Annotated in this window: 19 protein-coding genes and 1 pseudogene; 12 read left to right on the forward strand and 8 right to left on the reverse strand. The window is 72.3% G+C overall.

Going from position 1 to position 20100, the window contains the following annotated elements:
* Nucleotides 1-156: 156 nt before the first annotated feature.
* The gene (locus ACZ5XZ_RS26770) at nucleotides 157-927 is read right to left on the reverse strand and encodes a calcium-binding protein (RefSeq protein WP_468982363.1); all 771 of its coding nucleotides are present in this window, start codon (nucleotides 925-927) and stop codon (nucleotides 157-159) included.
* 813 nt (nucleotides 928-1740) lie between these two features.
* A pseudogene (locus ACZ5XZ_RS26775) lies at nucleotides 1741-1824 on the reverse strand (transposase); the annotation flags it as partial.
* Between the two features lie 177 nt (nucleotides 1825-2001).
* Between ACZ5XZ_RS26775 and ACZ5XZ_RS26780 the strand changes: the two are divergent.
* The 8 genes from ACZ5XZ_RS26780 (at nucleotide 2002) to ACZ5XZ_RS26815 (ending at nucleotide 8823) form a co-directional block, all read left to right on the forward strand.
* Nucleotides 2002-2535 carry a GNAT family N-acetyltransferase gene (locus ACZ5XZ_RS26780; protein ID WP_468982366.1) on the forward strand — a complete coding sequence of 178 codons (534 nt, stop codon included), beginning with the start codon at nucleotides 2002-2004 and terminating at the stop codon, nucleotides 2533-2535.
* A gap of 627 nt (nucleotides 2536-3162) precedes the next feature.
* Entirely contained in the window at nucleotides 3163-3984 is an 822-nt protein-coding gene (locus tag ACZ5XZ_RS26785; RefSeq protein WP_468982500.1) for a HipA family kinase, read from the forward strand.
* A complete protein-coding gene (locus ACZ5XZ_RS26790; RefSeq protein WP_468982369.1) occupies nucleotides 3945-4376 on the forward strand; it encodes a DUF3037 domain-containing protein in 432 nt (143 codons plus the stop codon). The genes ACZ5XZ_RS26785 and ACZ5XZ_RS26790 overlap by 40 nt, the downstream gene beginning before the upstream one ends.
* A 306-nt stretch (nucleotides 4377-4682) precedes the next feature.
* Nucleotides 4683-5444 carry a 3-oxoacyl-ACP reductase FabG gene (gene fabG, locus ACZ5XZ_RS26795; RefSeq protein ID WP_468982371.1) on the forward strand — a complete coding sequence of 254 codons (762 nt, stop codon included), beginning with the start codon at nucleotides 4683-4685 and terminating at the stop codon, nucleotides 5442-5444.
* Nucleotides 5445-5476: 32 nt separating this feature from the next.
* On the forward strand, nucleotides 5477-6247 hold the full coding sequence (locus tag ACZ5XZ_RS26800; RefSeq protein ID WP_468982373.1) for an SDR family oxidoreductase: 771 nt from the start codon (nucleotides 5477-5479) through the stop codon (nucleotides 6245-6247).
* A gap of 122 nt (nucleotides 6248-6369) precedes the next feature.
* Nucleotides 6370-7335 carry an aldo/keto reductase gene (locus ACZ5XZ_RS26805; RefSeq protein WP_468982376.1) on the forward strand — a complete coding sequence of 322 codons (966 nt, stop codon included), beginning with the start codon at nucleotides 6370-6372 and terminating at the stop codon, nucleotides 7333-7335.
* A gap of 123 nt (nucleotides 7336-7458) precedes the next feature.
* On the forward strand, nucleotides 7459-8127 hold the full coding sequence (locus tag ACZ5XZ_RS26810) for a uracil-DNA glycosylase (protein ID WP_468982502.1): 669 nt from the start codon (nucleotides 7459-7461) through the stop codon (nucleotides 8125-8127).
* Nucleotides 8128-8280: 153 nt separating this feature from the next.
* Nucleotides 8281-8823: a hypothetical protein gene (locus ACZ5XZ_RS26815; RefSeq protein ID WP_468982505.1), complete on the forward strand. Its 543-nt coding sequence runs from the start codon at nucleotides 8281-8283 to the stop codon at nucleotides 8821-8823.
* Between the two features lie 287 nt (nucleotides 8824-9110).
* Here ACZ5XZ_RS26815 and ACZ5XZ_RS26820 read toward each other — a convergent pair whose 3' ends face one another.
* On the reverse strand, nucleotides 9111-9737 hold the full coding sequence (locus tag ACZ5XZ_RS26820) for a TetR/AcrR family transcriptional regulator (RefSeq protein WP_468982378.1): 627 nt from the start codon (nucleotides 9735-9737) through the stop codon (nucleotides 9111-9113).
* Between the two features lie 94 nt (nucleotides 9738-9831).
* Here ACZ5XZ_RS26820 and ACZ5XZ_RS26825 point away from each other — a divergent pair, with 94 nt between their 5' ends.
* Both ACZ5XZ_RS26825 and ACZ5XZ_RS26830 read left to right on the forward strand, forming a co-directional pair.
* Entirely contained in the window at nucleotides 9832-11154 is a 1323-nt protein-coding gene (locus ACZ5XZ_RS26825) for an FAD-dependent oxidoreductase (RefSeq protein WP_468982379.1), read from the forward strand.
* On the forward strand, nucleotides 11151-12059 hold the full coding sequence (locus ACZ5XZ_RS26830) for a Gfo/Idh/MocA family protein (protein ID WP_468982382.1): 909 nt from the start codon (nucleotides 11151-11153) through the stop codon (nucleotides 12057-12059). Before ACZ5XZ_RS26825 ends, ACZ5XZ_RS26830 begins: the two co-directional genes overlap by 4 nt.
* Here the strand turns inward: ACZ5XZ_RS26830 and lnt are convergent.
* The 4 genes from lnt to ACZ5XZ_RS26850 form a co-directional block, all read right to left on the reverse strand.
* A complete protein-coding gene (gene lnt, locus ACZ5XZ_RS26835; protein WP_468982383.1) occupies nucleotides 12028-13560 on the reverse strand; it encodes an apolipoprotein N-acyltransferase in 1533 nt (510 codons plus the stop codon). The genes ACZ5XZ_RS26830 and lnt overlap by 32 nt on opposite strands.
* A gap of 122 nt (nucleotides 13561-13682) precedes the next feature.
* The gene (locus ACZ5XZ_RS26840) at nucleotides 13683-14165 is read right to left on the reverse strand and encodes a nuclear transport factor 2 family protein (RefSeq protein ID WP_468982385.1); all 483 of its coding nucleotides are present in this window, start codon (nucleotides 14163-14165) and stop codon (nucleotides 13683-13685) included.
* A 62-nt stretch (nucleotides 14166-14227) separates the two neighbouring features.
* Nucleotides 14228-16186 (reverse strand): ABC transporter ATP-binding protein, encoded by a 1959-nt coding sequence (locus ACZ5XZ_RS26845; RefSeq protein WP_468982388.1) that lies wholly within the window; start codon nucleotides 16184-16186, stop codon nucleotides 14228-14230.
* 160 nt (nucleotides 16187-16346) lie between these two features.
* On the reverse strand, nucleotides 16347-17927 hold the full coding sequence (locus tag ACZ5XZ_RS26850; RefSeq protein WP_468982390.1) for a GAF domain-containing protein: 1581 nt from the start codon (nucleotides 17925-17927) through the stop codon (nucleotides 16347-16349).
* 219 nt (nucleotides 17928-18146) lie between these two features.
* Between ACZ5XZ_RS26850 and ACZ5XZ_RS26855 the strand changes: the two genes are divergently transcribed.
* On the forward strand, nucleotides 18147-18917 hold the full coding sequence (locus tag ACZ5XZ_RS26855; protein ID WP_468982391.1) for a class I SAM-dependent methyltransferase: 771 nt from the start codon (nucleotides 18147-18149) through the stop codon (nucleotides 18915-18917).
* 242 nt (nucleotides 18918-19159) lie between these two features.
* Entirely contained in the window at nucleotides 19160-19591 is a 432-nt protein-coding gene (locus ACZ5XZ_RS26860) for an STAS domain-containing protein (protein ID WP_468982393.1), read from the forward strand.
* 13 nt (nucleotides 19592-19604) lie between these two features.
* Here the strand turns inward: ACZ5XZ_RS26860 and ACZ5XZ_RS26865 are convergent, their stop codons facing one another.
* Nucleotides 19605-20093, reverse strand: coding sequence for a glutathione peroxidase (locus tag ACZ5XZ_RS26865; protein WP_468982396.1), 489 nt, complete (start codon nucleotides 20091-20093; stop codon nucleotides 19605-19607).
* Between the last annotated feature and the right edge of the window lie 7 nt (nucleotides 20094-20100).

A 20100-nucleotide genomic window follows, 5' to 3' on the forward strand; every position in this document is an offset into this window, starting at 1 on the left:
GATCGTGTGCCGGACCCGGCCCGCCCTCGCCGCAGGCAGCGCGTGTCGGCCCGAAGAGGGCCTCGATCCGTTCTCAGGAAGTGCCCCACGAGGCGGGGTGCCGGGCTGCCGGGGCGCCGGGGCCGCCACGGCAGCCGGCGCCACGACTGCTGGGCGCTACTGCACGTCGACGTAGTCGCCGGTCGCCTTGACGGCCGGTGTCGTCGAGGTGCCTGCGAAGTTCCAGCGCCAGTAGCCGTCCACGGACGCGGTGGCCGTGGCCTTCAGGTCACCGGTGCTGGAGGTGTTCACCGTCTGCAGGGTGGAGTAGGTGCTGGTGCCCGCCTTGCGGAACTGGAGCTTGACCGGCTGGGCGGTGTAGCCCGCGTAGATGTCGGTGTCCCAGTTGGCGCGGGTCAGCCTCCCGGTGACCGTGAGGGGTTTGCCGGCGGATATCGGCTCCGGGCCCGCGTTGACGGTCAGCTTGGAGAAGCGCTGGAGTCGGACGGTGGTGTAGGTGTCCCGCACCGCCCGGCTGTCGTCGTTCGCCCACACCTCGACGCCGACCTTCCACGTTCCGGCGTCGGCGTTGGTGAGCCACGAGTCCGGCGCGAAGGTGAAGGTCTTCGAGCAGGTGGCGGTGGTCGCGGAGGAGGCGACGCAGTCCGCCGGGGTGGTGTCCTCGTTCGGCTTGATGTAGCCGTCGGGGTTGTCCGGGTCGGTGCCGCGCCAGAGATGGAAGTCGGCGTCCCAGATGCCCGAAGGGTCGGTGGCGGTCACCGACACCGTGACCGTCTTGTCGGCGAGGCCGATCGCGACGTCCTTGCCGCCGCTCACGGTGACAGCGGTGACCTGGACGTCACCGACGGTCTCGTCCGCGTACGCGGCGGTGGACCCGCCCAGCGTGACGGCAGCGCCGAGTACAGCGAAGATTGCGCGCTTGCGCATGAATCTCCCCAGTGTGCAGAGGAGCCCGCCGGTTGCACGGCGGGCGAGTTGAGGCGCCAACTGTAAGCAGACGGCCACACCTTCACAACGGCTGGTCGATCACGCCCAGCCCCGGCAAAACCGGTTCTGCCCTAGGGGATGGCCCGGTTTGCGAACACCAACCACAAATGCACGTCCTCCAGGCTGCGCCCACAATCGTCGCCCTCACCTGATGGGGCGCCTGACTGCTGGGGCGAAAACCCCGTCCGGATTACCTGTCCTCGGTGGAGTGGGAGCACTCGGCGCGCTTGGCTCCTTGTCTGCGCAGGCCGCACCTTCGCAGTGTCGCGCCGACGCGACATACATCCGTGCATGGTCCGTGGTGGCGGCGGTGTGACCAGCGCGGTCTTCCCTTCAAGGGCCAACGTCATGGCGGCTTTCCCTTTGGCCACAGCCGGATCCCGTTGGTGACGGCGGCGGGAAAGGCGGGAATGCAGGCCGTGGTTTCGGAGAAGGTGGCGCAGTTGCCCGGAAATGTTGCACCGTACAGGGGAGCCACCGCCGCTGCGAACGCAAAGCCGAGCGCTTCGTTGCCTTCACCAGCATCGCCTGCACCCCCATCTGCTACCGCAGAATCACCGAATGAGATGCGTCAGGTGAGAGGGGCAGCTCCTCCGGGAGTGAAGCTGTCGCCAGTCAGGAGTGCGAGTCGCGGCTCGGTGTGGGCGGACGGGCCGCGGGTTGTCGGCTACGCCACGGAAGCGATTCGCGCGGCGGGACCGGACCTGAATGCGGAGGCGCGGCACGCAGCAGCAGAAAGGGCCCGTTAACTAAGTCGTGCCAGGAGAAAATCTTGCGCCCGTCGCGTTGGCTGTCGTCCCGGCGCGGCCGGTAGATCAGCCTTGAGCGGTGGCCGGCTCGACCCGGGCGGGCCCCGCTGTCGAAGTGGCACGTTATCTCCCCGTGGCCATCGGCCCGATGTTGCGCCCCTCACGGCGTGTGGTGCAGGCGGCCTGATGCCTTGCGGTCCCGGAGCGGGAACACGTGCGGGTGCCAATTACCGATGAGGCCCTTGCCTTCGGCAGGATGGGCACCATGACCGAGATCCGCACCCCCCGCCTCCTCCTCCGCCGCTGGTATGACGACGACCTCGCGCCAATGGCGGACATCAACGCGGACCCGCGGGTCATGCACTGGATCGACGACGGCTCGGTGCGCGACCTGGACGACACGGCAGAGGCCATCGAGCGGTGGGAGGAAGAGTGGGACGAGGAGGGCTTCGGCCTCTTCGCCGTCGAGCTGCTTGCCTCGGGTGAACTGGCCGGCTTCACGGGTCTGTCCGTGCCCGAGTTCCTGCCGGAGGTGCTGCCCGCCGTGGCGATCAGCTGGCGGCTCGGCTCACAGTTCTGGGGCCAGGGATACGCGTCCGAAGCAGCCCAGGCCACCCTGGAGTTCGCACTCCAGGACCGTGGCCTCGACCGAGTCATCAGCATCAACCGGGTGGGAGACGACGCCTCCGAGAACGTCATCCGCAAGCTCGGCATGGTGCCGGAACGCGAGACGACGCACCCCGTGTACGGCTATCCGCTGCGCGTTCACGCTATCGATCTCACCGAGTTCCAGGCGTGAACCGGCTGAGCCATCGAATCACCATGAGATAGCCGACCGCTGCCCATACGTTCCCGACCGCATTGATCGCCACGAGGTAGCACGCCCCAGGCGGAAGATGTTCTCGTTTGCCTGCGCTTTCACGGAACTGCGGCCAGAGCCTTGAAAGCGGGCTCTGAACGAAGTTCCGTGAAGTGCAGAGCGCGGGTTCGATTCCGTGACTTGCTCCATGGAGAAGTGGCTCGATCGGCCACCGCCTCGAATCGTGCCGGCGGTCCGGCACATGCCCTCCTCGGTGGCTGAAGAGTTGAAGCGTCATGCGGAAAGTCTCCCGCCGGCAGCGGCGGAGCACACCTATGCCTCCGTCTTGCGGGAGGCAGAAAAGTCCGTGGTGACTTTGGCGCGGTGGTTCGGACATTCCTCGCCGGCCGTCACGCTCGGTTACTATGCTCACTTCATGCCGGAGGCCGGAGGCAAAGGGCGCGCCGTCGTTGACGGGCTGCTCGGAAGGGAGGGGATCGGCATGTCATGTCAGTCGACACTCCCAGATTTCCCCCAGGGCTCATTGCGGACGATCCCCTGAGGTGCACCCCCTTGATGGCCGGCCGTGGAAGCTAAGGAAGATGACCAGTGGAGTCTGAGAAATCGTTGAGGGAGGTCGTCGCAACCCGCTATGTCACGCCCTTGCGTGAGGGCGGATCGCTTCCGGGAATCGTCGAGGGCGACGATCTCGGTACCTACATCATGAAGTTCACCGGTGCCGGGCAGGGCCGCAAGACCCTCGTCGCGGAGGTCATCTGCGGGCAGCTGGGCCGTCGGCTCGGGCTGCGGGTGCCGGACCTGGTGCAGATGCAGCTCGATCCCGTCATCGGGCTCGGCGAGCCCGACCAGGAGGTCCAGGAGCTGCTCAAGGCCAGCGGGGGGCTGAACCTGGGCATGGACTACCTCCCCGGGTCGCTGGGCTTCGATCCGCTCGCCTTCGAGGTCGGTTCCCGTGAGGCGGGGCGTGTGGTGTGGTTCGACGCGCTGATCAACAACGTCGACCGGTCCTGGCGCAACCCCAATCTGCTGGTCTGGCACGGCGAACTGTGGCTGATCGACCACGGTGCCGCCATGATCTGGCACCACAACTGGCCGAGCGCGGAGAAGGCCGCGGCCCGGCCCTACAACGCCTCCGACCATGTGCTGGCCACCTTCGGCCCGGACATCGAGGCGGCGGCCGCCGAATTCGCGCCGCAGATCACCGAGGAGCTGCTGACCGAGATCGCGGCGGACGTCCCGGACGAATGGCTGACGGACGAGCCCGGCTTCGACTCGCCGGACGTGCTGCGCCAGGCGTACGTCAAGACGCTGCTGGCCCGCGCGCAGACGATCAGCGACCACATCACCATCGGGGAGCCCACCAAGGACAAGCCCTCGCAGGCCCCGGAATGGCTGGCCGGAAAGTTGCCGCGGAGGGCAGTGAAGTGACCGGTCTGCACAACGGACGCGATGTTTTCGAGTACGCCCTGCTCAAGGTCGTGCCCCGGGTGGAGCGCGGCGAGATGATCAATGCCGGGGTGGTCGTGTACTGCCATGCCCGGCGCTTCGTCGAGGCCAGGACCCATCTGGACGAGGCCCGGCTGCTGGCCCTGGACCCCACGGTCGACGTGGCCGGCGTACGGGCCGCGCTCGGTGCCGTCGAGGGCATCTGCGAGGGCGGCGAACGGGCCGGGCAGGCGGCCGGCGACGACGCGGGGCGGCGTTTCCGCTGGCTCATCGCGCCGCGCAGCACCATCGTCCAGCCCGGACCGGTGCACACCGGCCTGACCGCCGACCCCGCGGCGGAGGCGGAGCGGCTGCTGGAGCTGCTGGTGCGCTGACGTGGCGGACGCCTCGGCACGGGCGCCCGGTCTGCCGTAGGGCGGGCCGGGCGCCTGCTGTGTATGGCAAGAACCCATGTACGTGGCGAGGGCTCGTAGGCATAGCGAGGGCCCGTATCTATGGCGAGAACGCGCCGTGGCCCGGTGCGCGTCGAGGTGAGGTCGGCAACGGCGCGGTGGTGGGGCGTTGACAGCGCGTGGCGGGGCTTCTAGCGTCAGCCCTGCTCAGGCTACTAAGCGGTTGCTCACCTACGGGATCGGTGCGGCGGACCGCTTGTCGAGGTTTCGAGGGTGAGGAGAACCCGCATGTCCACCACCGAGCAGCGCGTCGCCATTGTGACGGGCGCGGCCCGCGGTATCGGCGCGGCCACCGCCGTACGCCTGGCCGCCGAGGGCCGTGCCGTCGCCGTACTCGACCTCGACGAGGCGGCCTGCAAGGACACCGTCGAGAAGATCACCGCGGCCGGCGGCAAGGCCATCGCGGTCGGCTGTGACGTCTCGGACGCGGAGCAGGTGGAGGCGGCGGTCACCCGGGTCGCCTCCGAGCTCGGCGCGCCGACCGTCCTCGTCAACAACGCCGGTGTGCTCCGCGACAACCTGCTGTTCAAGATGAGCGAGACCGACTGGGACACGGTCATGAACGTGCATCTGCGGGGCGCGTTCCTGATGTCCCGCGCCTGCCAGAAGCACATGGTGGACGCCGGGTTCGGCCGGATCGTCAACCTCTCCTCCAGCTCGGCGCTCGGCAACCGCGGCCAGGTCAACTACTCGACGGCCAAGGCCGGTCTGCAGGGCTTCACCAAGACGCTCGCCATCGAGCTCGGCAAGTTCGGCGTCACCGCCAACGCCGTCGCCCCCGGCTTCATCGTCACCGACATGACCGCGGCCACCGCCGAGCGCGTCGGCATGGGCTTCGAGGACTTCCAGGCCGCGGCCGCCACCCAGATCCCGGTGCAGCGGGTCGGCCGGCCCGAGGACATCGCCAACGCGATCGCCTTCTTCACCGGTGACGCGGCCGGCTTCGTGTCCGGCCAGGTCATGTACGTCGCCGGCGGCCCGCTCAACTGACCGCCGCACCACCCACCTCAGGAGCACAGGACATGACCGAGCAGGACAGCGGGCTCCCCGAGCCCTCCGGCAAGGTGGCGCTGGTCACCGGCGCCAGCCGCGGAATCGGCTACGGCATCGCCGAGGCCCTGGTGGCCCGCGGCGACCGGGTCGTCATCACCGGCCGCAACGAGGACGCCCTCAAGGAAGCCGCCGAGAAGCTCGGCGCGGACCGGGTGATCGGCGTCGCCGGCAAGGCGCACGACGAGGCGCACCAGGCCGTCGCCGTCGAGCGCGCGATGGAGGCCTTCGGCCGGGTCGACTACCTCGTCAACAACGCGGGCACGAACCCGGTGTTCGGCCCGATCGCCGACCTCGACCTCAATGTCGCGCGCAAGGTCTTCGAGACCAATGTCATCTCCGCGCTCGGCTTCGCCCAGCGCACCTGGCACGCCTGGCAGAAGGACAACGGCGGGGCGATCGTCAACATCGCCTCGATCGCCGGGCTGAACGCCTCGCCGTTCATCGGCGCGTACGGCATCAGCAAGGCCGCGATGGTGAACCTCACGGTGCAGCTCGCCCATGAGTTCGCGCCCGTGGTGCGGGTCAACTCCATCGCGCCGGCAGTGATCAAGACCAAGTTCGCGGCGGCGCTCTACGAGAACCGCGAGGAGGAGGCGGCGGCCGGCTACCCGATGGCGCGGCTGGGCGTCCCGGAGGACATCGGCGGGGCCGCGGCCTTCCTGCTGTCCGGCGACTCGGGGTGGATCACCGGTCAGACGCTGGTCGTCGACGGCGGTCTGTTCCTCAACGCCGGGGTCTGACGGCCGGGCGGGCCGCGAGGCGGCCTTGCCTTGGTGTGCGCTCCAAGAGGCAGAGTCCGTGGTGCCGGTCCCTTTCGGGGCCGGCACCATCCGCGTCGGCGGACCTGTCAGGGAGGCATGCCATGCACTACCGCACGCTCGGCGGCGATCAAGGGCCCCGGATCAGCGCCGTCTGCCTGGGGACGCTGCCGTTCGGCACCACCGTCGACGAACCGACCTCGTTCGCGATCCTGGACCGCTTCGTGGCGGCCGGTGGCACCTTCATCGACACCGCGAACCACTACGCCTGCTGGGTGCCGGGCGCCACCGGCGACGAGAGCGAGCTGCTGCTCGGCCGCTGGCTGCGCAGCCGTGGCGCGGCCGGCCGCACGGTGCTGGCCACCAAGGTCGGTGCCCGGCCCGATCCGGCCCGCGGTGCCCGGTGGCCCGCCAACGCGGAGGGCCTGTCCGCGGCGGCCGTACGCGCCGCCATCGAGGGCAGTCTGCGCCGGCTGGGCACCGACCGGGTGGACCTGTACTACGCGCACCTCGAGGACCGCGCAGTCCCTCTGGAGGAGACCGTCGAGGCGCTGGCCGGCCTCGTCCAGGACGGCAGGGTGGGCACCCTCGGTGCCGGCGACCACCGGACCTGGCGGCTGGCCGAGGCCCGGCACACCGCAGCCGGGCGCGCCCTGCCCGGCTTCAGGGCCGTACAGCGGCGGCACACCTATCTGCGGCCGCGCCAGGACCTGCCCTCCGGCCACCATGTGGAGACCGACGAGGAGCTGCTCGACTACGCGGCGGCGCACCCCGATCTGACGCCGGTCGGGTATGGGACGCTGATGGGAGGGGCGTACGCGCGTGCCGACCGTCCGCTGCCGGAGGCCTACGACCACCCCGGTTCGGTGGCGCGGCTGCGGGTACTGGCGGAGGTCGCGGCGGAGTGCGGGGCCACCGTGAACCAGGTGGTGCTGGCCTGGCTGATGGGCGGCGAGCTGCCCGTCGTGCCCGTACTGGGCGTGAGCTCGGTGGCGCAGCTGGACGAGGGGCTGGCGGCGCTCGACCTGCGGCTGGACCCCGTCCAGCGGGCCCGGCTCGACACCGCCTGACGCGGGCCGGCCACCGGCCGCGGGCCCGCGCATCGGCCCGCGGACGGCGTTGTCAGTGGTCGCCGGTAGGTTCTGTGACGGAGAACGCAACGCACACCGGAGGTTGTTGACGTGGTGACCGACATGCTGCCCGAGTCCTGGCGCGGGGTACTCGGCGAGGAGTTGGAGAAGCCCTATTTCAAGGAGCTCATCGACTTCGTCGAGCAGGAGCGGGCCAACGGCCCGGTCTACCCGCCCCGCGAGCAGGTCTTCGCGGCGCTGGAGGCGACGCCCTACGACCAGGTGAAGGTGCTCATCCTCGGGCAGGACCCGTACCACGGCGCGGGGCAGGGCCACGGCCTGTGCTTCTCCGTGCAGCCCGGTGTCAAGACGCCGCCGTCGCTGCGGAACATCTACAAGGAGATGAAGGAGGAGCTGGGCCACCCGGTCCCGGACAACGGCTATCTGATGCCCTGGGCCCAGCAGGGCGTGCTGCTGCTGAACGCCGTCCTGACGGTCCGCGAGGCCGAGGCCAATTCCCACAAGGGCAAGGGATGGGAGAAGGTCACCGACGCGGTGATCCGCGCGGTGGCCTCCCGGCCCGACCCGGCGGTCTTCGTGCTCTGGGGGAACTACGCCAAGAAGAAGCTGCCGCTGATCGACGAGGAGCGGCATGCCGTGGTGCAGGGCGCGCACCCCTCCCCGCTGTCGGCGAAGAAGTTCTTCGGCTCCCGCCCCTTCACCCAGATCAACGACGCGATCGCCGCGCAGGGGCACGCCCCGATCGACTGGCGGATCCCTGACCTGGGCTGAGTCCTGGAGGCCCGCGCAGTGCCCGTCCGTGCGGTCCGCCGGGCGGGCCCGGCCACCCGGTGCGTCGCGCACACCGCGCGAAGGTTTCCAGCGGCGGTTAGCGTCGAGGCAACAGCAGTGACGGTGGTGAGCGAACCCCGGGAGTGCGCGGTGATGGACAAGCGGCGGGAGGCGACGCCCGAGGACGGCGTGCTGACCCGGATCGGCCAGGCGATCATGCTGCATCGCGCGGGTGACCGGGAAGAGGCCCGCAACCGCCTCTCGGCGCTGTGGCACGAGATCGGGCCGCACGGAGACGCCTTCCACCGCTGCACCCTCGCCCACTACATGGCCGACACCCAGGACGACCCCAGGGACGAGCTCGACTGGGACCTGAGAGCCCTGGAGGCCGCCGAGGGCTTCGTCACCGAGCGGCCCGACCGGGGCGGCGGATCCGCTCCCGGGGAGTCGAGCGTCGCCGACGGGCCGGGCCCGCGGCACCCCCTCGTCGCGCTGCGCGCGTTCTTCCCCTCGCTGCATCTCAACATCGCGGCCGACTACGCCGCACTGGACCGGACGGCCGACGCCCGCGCCCAGTTGCTGCGCGCCCGGGCGTCGGCCAACGCCCTCGCCGACGGCGAGTACCGCCAGGGGCTCAGGGACGCGATCGAGCGTCTGGAGCTGCGGATCGACCGCGCGGCCGGGCGAACGGCGTAGCGGCCGTCCCGGAGATCTCCGCGGGACCGCGTCGACCTCCGCGGGCCCCGCCCTACGGGCGGACGACGGGACTGTGCGGACACCCCCCAGGGCCTGTCCGACCCTGCCCCATCGGACACCCCCTAGGGTCTGTCCGATGGGTCATGGCCGGGTCCGCGGCGTCTGGCACGGTACCTCGCGGCGTTGCCGAAACGTCCCGAGAGCTCCGCTATCGGGTCGCTCCGGCGCCTTGCGATGCACCGCACCAGACGCCGCGGCCTGTCCGACCCTGCCCCATCGGACACCCCCTAGCCCCGCAGCATCCCGTCGAGGAGCTCCGCGCACGAGGCGCGCAGTGCGGCGCGGGTGGGGACGGCGGCGTGGAACTGCCCCGCCGTGCAGGAGAAGAGCACGCCGTCGCACCAGGCGACCACGCTGAGCGCGTGCCGTTCCGGTTCGCCGGAGCCGGCCGCCGCGAGCATCGCCACCATCGGCTCACGGAAGGCCCGGCCCGCCCGGTCGTAGACCTCCCGCAGTTCGGGCCTGCGGGTGGCCTCCAGGGCCAGTTCGTAACGGGCGATGAGCAGCTGCCGGTGCCGGGAGAGGTAGCGGTGCAGCGCCAGGGACAGGGCGTCGGCGGCCGCACCCGCCGCTGTGCCGTCGCCAGCCCCTTCCGGGGTCTTCGGCATCTCGTCCGGTGCCAGCACCGCCGCCTCCCGCTCGGCCAGCCGGCGTACCGCCGTCTCCAGCAGGGCCGCCCGGGTGCGCGCGAGATTCGACGTCGAGCCCGGTGGCAGCCCGGCCGCCTCGTCCACGGCCCGGTGGGTCAGCCCGCGCATGCCGCGTTCGGCGAGCAGAGCGAGCGCCGCATCGGCGATCAGCTCAAGGCGGGAGGCGGAGCGGGGGGCCGGGACGGGGGAGCTGCGGGCGTTCATGGCAGGTCAGCCTAGCGCTTGGACTACGGGTGTAGTCTCCTGTGTGGAGCGGCCACTACACCTGTAGTCGCGCACTGTGGACCGGGGAGGCGGCATGCGGCAACCCACCGCGATCGTGATCGGCGGCGGCATCGGCGGGCTCACCGCCGCGCTGGCACTGGGCCGCCGCGGCTGGTCGGTCACCGTCCTGGAGCGCGCCGCCGCGGCGGGCTCCGGGTCCGGCCACCAGGCCGCGGGCGCGGCCGGCGCGCGGCGCGACGGCGCGGGCATCGGCCTCGCGCCGAACGCCCAGCGCGCCCTGGACACCCTCGCCGCGGGCGACGCGGTACGCGCGACGGCCGCCCGCCAGGCCTCCGGTGAGCTCCGCCTCCCCAGCGGCCGGCGGCTGGCCCGTACGGACGACGCCGCCGCCGTCCGGCGGTTCGGCGGGCCGGTCCTGGTCGCGCACCGCGCCGACCTGATCGCCCTGCTCACCGCGCGGCTGCCCGACGGAGCGGTGCGCACCGCTTCCCCCGCCGCCCTGGTCGACCCGGGCGACCCGGCCTCGCCCGCCCACCCGGCACGCGTACGTATCGCCGGAGGCGAGGGGCAGGAGCTGACCGCGGACCTCGTCGTCGCCGCCGACGGCATCCACTCCGCCGTCCGCCGCACGCTCTTCCCCGGCCACCCCGCACCCCGCTACGCCGGCTTCACCGCCTGGCGGATGGTCGTCCCCGCCCTCGACCGCCCCTGGACCGCGCACGAAACCTGGGGTCCCGGTGGCCTGTGGGGCACCATGCCGCTGTACGACGGCCGCGTCTACGCGTACGCCACCGCGGCCGTCCCACCCGGTGGCCGGGCCGCCGACGACGAGCGGGCCGAACTGCTGCGCCGCTTCGGCGACTGGCACCACCCCGTCCCCGCCGTGCTCTCCGCCGCCGACCCGGCCGCCGTGCTCCGCAACGACGTCCACACCGTGGCGGCGCCGCCACCCGCCTTCCACCGGGGCCGGGTCGCCCTGCTCGGCGACGCCGTCCACCCCATGACCCCGAACCTCGGGCAGGGCGGCTGCCAGGCCATCGAGGACGCCGTCGTGCTGGCGCACCTGGCCGAACCGGACGGCGATCTCGCCGCCGCGCTCGCCGCCTACACCCGGCAGCGGCTGCCGCGCACCATGGAGGTGGTGCGGCGGGCCGAGCGCATCGGGCGCCTCACCACCTGGCGCTCCCGGCCCGCCTGTGCGCTGCGCGCCGCCCTGCTGGCCGCCACCGCCCTTCCCCAAGGACTCCGACGACTGCGTCCAGGGGGGACCCCCACCGCGCCGGATCTCGCGCTGCGGGCCCTGGACGGCATCGCCGACTGGTCGCCGCCGGCCGCCACGTATGCTGCCGAGGCGCGGGGCACCAGGACCGCGGAGCTACCCAAGGAGCACGAGTGAAGATCGGCTGCATCGGACTCGGCGACATCGCCCAGAAGGCGTACCTGCCCGTACTGGGCGTACAACCGGGCCTTGAGATACATCTGTGCACCCGTAACCCGGCCACCCTCCAACGGGTCGGCGCCGCCCACCGCCTGAGCGGTGAACAGCTCCACACCGACCTGGACTCGCTGCTCGCCACGGGCCTGGACGCGGCCTTCGTACACGCGGCGACCACCGCGCACCCGCAGATCGTGACCCGGCTGATCGAGGCCGGCGTCCCGACCTACGTCGACAAGCCGCTCTCCTACGAACTGGCCGAGTCCCAGCGGATCGTCGCGCTCGCCGAGGACCGCGCGGTGGGCCTCACCGTCGGCTTCAACCGCCGCTTCGCGCCCGCCTACGCCCAGTGCCGCGAGCACGCCCGCGACCTCATCCTGATGCAGAAGAACCGCGTCGGGCTGCCGGAGGACCCGCGCACGCTGGTCCTGGACGACTTCATCCACGTCGTCGACACCCTGCGGTTCCTCGTGCCCGGCGAGATCGACCACATCGACGTGCGGGCCAGGATCCGGGACGGGCTGATGCAGCACGTGGTGCTGCAGCTCTCGGGCGACGGCTTCACCGCCATCGGCACCATGAACCGCCTCAGCGGGTCCGCGGAGGAGGTCCTCGACGTGTCCGGCCACGACACCAAGCGCCAGGTCGTCAATCTCGCCGAGGTCATCGACCACAAGGGTCAGCCGAGTATTCGGCGGCGCGGCGACTGGGTGCCGGTCGCCCGCCAGCGCGGCATCGAGCAGATCGTCCAGGCGTTCCTGGACGACGTACGGGCCGGCCGGACGCCGTCCGCGCAGGACGCGCTGCGCACCCACGAGCTGTGCGAACGGGTGGTCACCGACGCGCTGGCGCAGGCCGTCCGCTGAGCGCGCGGACACCCGCGTACGCGCCGGCCAGCACCAGCGCGCCCACGGCCGTGTACACGGCCCAGTCGCCGTACCGGACATACGGGCTGGTGCCCTCGGCGAGCGGCAGGTCGTAGACCGCCGCCGCACTGCGGTCGACGCCGAGCTGTTCGCCGATCCGCTCGCCCCGTGGGCCGTACACCGCGCTGACGCCGGTGAGCGTGGCATGCACCATCGGCCGCCAGGTCTCGGCCGCGCGCAGCGCACCGAGCGAGGCGTGCTGCAGGGGCGCCCAGCTGCCCTGGAACGTCGACGTCGAGGACTGGGCGACCAGCACCCGCGCACCGTCGCGCGCCAGATGACGGCTCATGTCCGGGAAGGCGGTCTCGAAGCACACCAGCGGCCCGATCCGCAGCCCGTGCGCGGAGGCGACCGGCATCACCACCTGGTGGGCGCCGCGTATCCGGTCGGCCGTGGCCGCCTTGCCGACCTTCGTCGCCCAGCCCAGCACCGACCGCAGCGGTATGTACTCGCCGAACGGCACCAGCCGCATCTTGGCGTAGCGGTCACCGGTCGGCCCGTCCGGTCCGATGAGCACCGCGCTCTTGTAGATCCCCGGCCCGCCGTTGCGCGGCGCATCGGCGTTGATCAGCAACTCGGCGCCCGTCCGCCGGGACAGCGCGGCGAGCCGGGCCGCGAGATCGGGGCGGTCCACCGGGTCCCGGTACAGGCTGCTCTCGCCCCAGACGACCAGCCGGACCCCGCGGCCCGCCAGCGAGCGGGTGAGCGCTTCGCTGCGCGCCAGCCGTTCGGTGGGGGTGCCGGTCAGGCCCGGCTGGACGACCGCGATCCGCACCGTGCCCGCGGGGCGGGGGACCGGCGCCCAGTACCAGGCCGCCGTGGCGCCCAGGGCGCACACCAGCAGGCCGGCGACGGCGGGCAGCCGTACCGCCGGGCGGGCGAGCAACTCCGCCAGTGCGGTGTTCACCGCCACGATCAGCAGGCTGACCAGCCACACCCCGCCGACCGACGCCAGCCGCAGCGCGGGCGGCAGCTGCCACTGGCTGGCACCCAGCAGACCCCAGGGGCCGCCCAAGTACTCCCAGGAGCGGACCAGTTCGACCATCAGCCAGCCCGACGGCACCAGCACCAGCGCGGCGGCGCCCCGGCCGGCGCCGGGCGCGCCGCCCAGCAGCGCCCGCACCAGGAGTCCCCAGGGCGCCCACAGCGCACCCAGCAGCAGGGCGAGCACGAGTATGAAGACATGCAGGCTCGGCAGCAGCCAGTGGTGCACGGCCAGCATGAAGCCGGCGCCGCCCAGCCAGCCGTCCAGCGCGGCCCGGCCGTACGTCGGCGCGGAACGCACCAGCAGCAGCCAGGGCACCAGCGCGGCGTACGCCAGCCACCACCAGGACGGGGCGGGAAAGGCGAGGGCCGGCAGCGCCCCGGCGAGCGCCGCGGCCGCCGCGCGCCCCCAAGGGGAGCGCAGCCACCACGCCCGACGGCCGGGCGATCTGTCCATACGGCCTCCCTCGTGCGGGTCTCCGCCGGTCGGACGGCCAGTGTGCGCGGGCGGGCCGATCAAGAAAAGGGGGCGTGGCCAGGACGGCCGATTCGGACCGCCGAGCGTCCGGCAGCCGGGCGTCAGCCGTCCTGGATGTGTACCTCCCGCCACTTCTCCTGCACCACGACCCCGGTCAGCCGCCAGCCTTCCGCGGTGCGGCGGACGGTGAAGTCGTAGCGGCCGGCGCAGGTGTAATTGGGGGCGGTGGCGCCGCCCCCGGTGTCCGTCGCGGGTCCGGCGAGCCGCATCGGATTGAGGTAGTCGGCCCGGACGGTCGCGGTGTCGCCCGGCGCGCCGTCCGTTCTCGCCAGGGTGATCCGGCGGTTGACGATCAGGTGCTGCCGTATGGCGAAGTGCCGCAGCATCTCGGCGAGCCAGCCCGCGACCTGCTCGATGTCGCCCTCGATGCCGCCCGCGGAGCGGTAGTCGGCGCGGCCGTCCGGCGTGAAGAGGGCCAGATAGCCCGGCCAGTCGCCGTCGTCCACGGCGATCGCATAGCCCGTGATCAGCTCGTCGATGGCGAGACGGTCCATGACCGTGGAGTGTTCCGCGCGCTGCGTCATCTCCTCAGTTTTCGGCATGCCGAAGGCCCCCGCCAAGAGGTGGGGGCCTTCCGGTGCGGGGGTCAGTTCACCAGCGCCGATTCGGCGAGGGGATCCCGGCCGGAATCCGTGTCCGCGGCCGCGTCCCGCGCGGTCCGCGCCTCGGCCTCCCGCTCGGCGCTGGAGTCGGTGAACTGCGTCCGGTACAGCTCCGCGTACCGCCCGTCCGCCGCCAGCAGCGTCTCGTGCGTGCCGCGTTCGACGATCCGCCCGCCCTCGACGACCAGGATCAGGTCGGCGGCCCGTACGGTCGACAGCCGATGCGCGATGACCAGTGCCGTACGGCCCTCCAGCGCCTCGGTCAGGGCCTCTTGCACCGCCGCCTCGGAGGTGTTGTCCAGGTGGGCGGTGGCCTCGTCCAGGATCACCACCCGGGGGTGGGCGAGCAGCAGCCGGGCGATGGTCAGCCGCTGCCGCTCGCCGCCGGAGAGCCGGTAGCCGCGCTCGCCGACGACGGTGTCCAGACCGTCGGGGAGCCCGGCGATCAGCTCCTTCAGACGGGCCCGGCGCAGCGCGTCCCACAGCTCGTCCTCGGTCGCCTCGGGCCTGGCCAGCAGCAGGTTCTCGCGGATGGAGTCATGGAAGAGGTGCCCGTCCTGGGTGACCATGCCGAGGGTGTCGCGCAGCGAGGCGGCGGTCAGCTCGCGGACGTCCACCCCGGCCAGCCGCACCGCGCCGGCGTCGGTGTCGTACAGCCGCGGCAGCAGCTGGGCCACGGTGGACTTCCCGGCGCCCGAGGAGCCGACCAGGGCGACCATCTGGCCGGGTTCGGCGCGGAAGGAGACGTCGTGCAGGACCTCTTCGCCGCCGCGGGTGTCGAGGGTGGCGACCTCCTCCAGGGAGGCCAGCGAGACCTTGTCGGCGGACGGGTAGCCGAAGCGCACGGAGTCGAACTCCACCGACACCGGGCCCTCCGGCACCGGGCGGGCGTCCGGCTTCTCGGTGATCAGCGGCTTGAGGTCGAGGACCTCGAAGACCCGCTCGAAGCTGACCAGCGCGCTCATCACCTCGATGTGGGCCCCGGACAGGGCGGTCAGCGGGGCGTAGAGCCGGGTGAGCAGCAGGGCGAGGGAGACGATCGCGCCCGCCTCCAGCTGACCGCGCAGCGCCAGGAACCCGCCCAGGCCGTAGACGACGGCCAGCGCCAGGGCGGAGACCAGGGTGAGCGCGGTGACGAAGTACGTCTGGACCATGGCCGAGCGGACGCCGATGTCCCGCACCCGGCGGGCCCGGGTGGCGAACTCCGCGGACTCCCGGGACGGGCGGCCCATCAGCTTGACGAGCGTGGCGCCCGGTGCGGAGAACCGCTCGGTCATCTGCGTCCCCATCGCCGCGTTGTGGTCGGCGCCCTCCCGGCGCAGATCCGCCAGCCGCCGGCCGACCCGCCGGGCGGGCAGGACGAACACCGGCAGCAGCACCAGCGCGATCAGGGTGATCTGCCAGGACAGGGTGAGCATCACGGCGAGGGTGAGCAGCAGCGTGACGATGTTGCTGACGACCCCCGACAGGGTGTCGCTGAAGGCCCGCTGGGCCCCGATCACATCGTTGTTCAGCCGGCTGACCAGCGCACCTGTCCGGGTGCGGGTGAAGAAGGCGATGGGCATCCGCTGGACGTGGTCGTACACCGTCGTCCGCAGGTCCAGGATCAGCCCCTCGCCGATGCTCGCCGACAGCCAGCGGGTCAGCAGTCCCAGGCCCGCCTCCGCGACGGCGATGACGGCGATCAGTCCGGACAGTTGGACGACCAGGGCGGAGGAGTCGCCGCCCACGATCGCGTCCACCACCCGGCCCGCGAGCAGCGGGGTGGCCACCGCGAGCATCGCGGTCACCGTGCTCAGTACGAGGAACCACAGCAGGTGCCGTCGGTGCGGCCGCGCGAACGCCATGATCCGGCGCAGCGTCCCGCGCGAGAACCGGCGCCGGCCCTGCTGCGCGGTCATCGTGCTGTGCAGCGAATGCCAGGCGGTGACTTCCATGTCCATGGGGTCCTCCAGTGTGCCGGGGTCGTCACGGGATCGCCGTGCGTGACCGGCGACATAAAGAAACCTAGAACCTCAACCAAAATTGAGGTCAAGTCATTCCCCGAGGATCACCCTTCAAGGCCTCGACGGAGCCCGGAAATCCCCGGACCGGCGGTGTGGCTCACAGGGCGCGTTCCCAGACCGTGGGCCCAGCGGCGGCGTCGGGGGCGGTCACCGTCAGGCGTACGGCGGGGCGGCCGTCGGGCAGCGTGGCGGTGGCGTCCACGACGATCTCCAGACGCGTCGGCCGGGCCGCCGTCAGCGTGGCGCGCAGCGCCGTCAGCAGTTCGCGGCCGCATGCGTCGTCGACCCGGGCGTCGACCGGGCCGGTGAACTGCACGGACGGGCGGCTGCCGAGCGCTTCGGCCGCCGCGCCGGCCTCCCGCAGGATGCGCGTACGCAGTCCCGGCGGTGCCTGGGACGGGCCCTGCTGCAGCGCGATGATCGCCGTCCGGATCTCCTGGATCGTCGCGTCCAGCTCGTCGACCGCCTGGCCGACCCCCTCCCGCACCTCCGGCACCACGGCCTTGCGCCGGGCGCTCTCCAGCAGCATCCCGGTGGCGAACAGCCGCTGGATGACCAGGTCGTGGAGGTCGCGGGCGATGCGGTCGCGGTCCTCGTAGACGGCGAGTCGTTCGCGGTCGCGGTGCCGGTCGGCGAGGACCAGCGCCAGCGCGGCCTGGGCGGCGAACTGGGTGCCCAGGGTGCGCTCGGTCTGGCTGAATGGCCGGTCGCCGGGCGCCCGGCACAGCGCCAGGGCGCCCAGTACCCGCCCGTTGCTGCGCAGCGGCAGCAGCATCGTCGGGCCGTAGTGGCGCGACAGCGGGGAGACCGAACGGGGGTCGGTGGCGAAGTCGTCGGCGAAGACCGCGAGCCCGGCGGCTATCCGGTGCACGACCGGGCTCTCCGGCGGGATCCGGCCGCGGTACGCCTCGGTCCGTACGGTGTCCGGCAGCTCGGTGGAGATCGCCACGACCTCCATACCGCCCTCGGCGTGCGGCAGCAGCACCGCTCCGGTGGCCGCCTCGGCGAGCTCGCGGCCCTTCTCCGCGACGACGGTGAGCGCGTTCCCGGTCGTCGAGCGGGTCTCGGGGCCGGCCAGCAGGGCCGTGGTGACGGAGGCGGCGCCGTCGATCCAGCGGGTGCGCTGCCGGGCGGCGGCGTGCATCCGGGCGTTGCCCATCGCGATACCGGCCTCGGTGGCCAGCACCCGCACCAGGTGGAGGTCCTCGTCCCGGAACCCCGGGTCGCCCGGCGCGGCGGACTTCTCGGCGCCCTCCCCGCCGGGCCTGTCGCCGGCGCGCCGGTCCGCGACGTACAGGGCGCCGAACGTCTCGCCGTGGAACGTGATGGGCACCTTGAGGACGTCGTGGCCGGGCGACCGGCCCGGGCCCCGCGGGGAGGGGGCGACGCCGTGGGCGATGAGGTCCTCGGCCGGCCCGTCGCCGTCCGCGTTGCGGATGCCGACGGCGGCGTAGCGCGCACCGGTGAGGGCGGCGGCGGTCTCGGCGATACGGGCCAGCGAGCGGTGCAGATCACGGTCGGAGCCGATCGCCGCCATCGCCTCCAGGAGCTGCGGAAGCCGGGAGATCGGCCCGCCGGCCAGCTCGCGCAGGCTCTGCGCGGTGCGGTCGGCGAGATCGGCTGTGGCATCGGCGGAGCGGTCGGCCGCCGGGTCGGGCGACTTCAGGACACACCTCACTCTTCCGGGCGGTTTGGACAGTCTATTTGCCCTGAAGATGACGATGCGAGCCGATGGGTTCCCGGTGCCGCCTCGCCCGCAGTGGCTGGGTGGTGTTGTCCGGCGTGAGCGCGCCACCGCAGTGCCTGCACGCGGCGACCGGGGTGGTGTCCCGGTCGCAGTCCCGGTCAGGGAAGCTGGAACCTTGAGGGAACCCCTACCTGAACGAGGGAGCACGCGATGGGCACGACCCCGCTGATCGCACTGGACTCGGCCGACCCCCAAGCGGTCGACGGGCGGCAGATCCGTGCGGCCGCCTTCCAGGGCGTACGTCTGGCGTACACGTCCGGGGTCCTGGAGCGGCTCGGCCGGGCGCCCTCGGGGCGCGCCCTGGTCGTCGGCAGCGGGCGCGGGCTGCTGGCGCGCGGGATCGCCGCGCTCGGCTTCCAGGTCACCGCCGTCGATCCCTCCGGGGCCGCGACCGCGCTGGCCCGCGCCGCCGGGCGCGAGGGCCCGGCCGTCGAGTACCGCACCGCGCCCGCGGAGCGGCTCGGCGTCCCCGCCGCCGCGTTCGACCTGGTCTACCTCGCGGACACCCTGGAGGTCACCGAGGACCCCGACCGGGTGGTGGAACAGGCCGCCGGCGCCCTCGCGCCCGATGGTGTCCTGGTCTACGACACGGTCAACCGGACGCCGGTCTCCCGGCTGGTCTACCTCGGGGCCTTCCAGCGGCTGCCGATGACCCGGGTGGTGCCGGCCGGCCGCTACGCCGCGCGCCGGCTGCGTACGCCGGCCGAGGTCGCCGCGCTGCTGGCGCGCCACGGGCTGGCCGACGGCGGCGTCTGCGACTTCGCGCCCCGCAGCGTCCGCAGCCTGCTGACCGGAATCCTGGCGCGCCGCAGCGGCCGGATCGGCGACGACGAGATCGAGGCGGTGGCGGGCTTCGCGCTCGCGCCGGAGCGCCGGCCGTTGGTCACCTATCTCGGCCATGCACGCAAGGGGCGACTTTGAGACAACATGCGGATGTGGCGCACGCCGGGACTTGAGGACGGCGGTCGGCGGGTAAGCCGTAGACAACCATGGGCGCAGTTGCAGAAACGTAGCGGCACCAGCGCTACGCAACCGCACCATCGACGACCCGGGAACGGGCCGGCCCGCCCGGATCGTGCCGGGCGCCCTCCCACACCTTCCGTACGTCTCCGCCGGGAGCGCGTGGTCACCCCGCGTCCCCGGCACGAAAGTGGGTCGGGCCGATGAACGACGCTCCGCACCATCCGAGACTTGTGGGCCCGCACCGCGCGGCGGGCGGCACGACCGTGCTCGAACTCCACGGTGACCTGGACATCCTCGCCGTTTCGGTGCTGTCCGACCGATTGGACGGCATCACCCGCGGCCAGGGTGTCGACCTCGTGGTCGATCTGTGCGCGGTGACCTTTATCGACTGCGCCGGACTGTCGCTGCTCAGCCGCGCCCGCCACCGAACCCGGCAGCGGGGCGGCCGGCTGCGGCTGACCGGCGTCATCGAGGGCGGCTGCGTCGCCCGGCTGCTGACGATGACCGGGCTGACCGGCGACTTCGAGAGCGTGTCCGGCGAGGCGCTCGCACAGGAGGACGCGGCTGCCGAGGCCCCCGACCAGGACCCGGTCGCCCCGTCCACCGGGGCCACCGACATCGCCGTGGTCTGAGGGCCCACCCGGCTCAGGCCGGCAGAGCCGCCTCGATGGCGGCGAGGAGCTCCTCGGCCTCCGGCTCCGTGCGCGGCCGGAAGCGGCCCGCCACCTCGCCCTTGGCGTCGATCAGGAACTTCTCGAAGTTCCACTGGACGTCGCCCGCCGCCCCCTCGGCGTCCTCGGTGCCGGTCAGCGCCGCGTACAGCGGATGCCGGTCCGCGCCGTTGACGTCGGTCTTCTCGAACAGCGGGAAGCTGACGCCGTACGTCGCCGAGCAGAACGTGGCGATCTCCTCGGCGGTGCCCGGCTCCTGGCCGGCGAACTGGTTGCTGGGGAAGCCCAGCACGCTGAAGCCACGGTCCTCGTAGCGCTGCTGCAGCCGCTCCAGGCCCGAATACTGCGGGGTCAGCCCGCACTTGGACGCCACATTCACCACCAGCAGGGCCTTGCCCCGATAGTCGGCGAGCGAAGCGGGCTCACCGGTCAGGGTGCGCAGCGGGATGTCGTACAGGCTCACGGTCATG

The organism is Streptomyces sp. NPDC033270 (assembly GCF_055576575.1).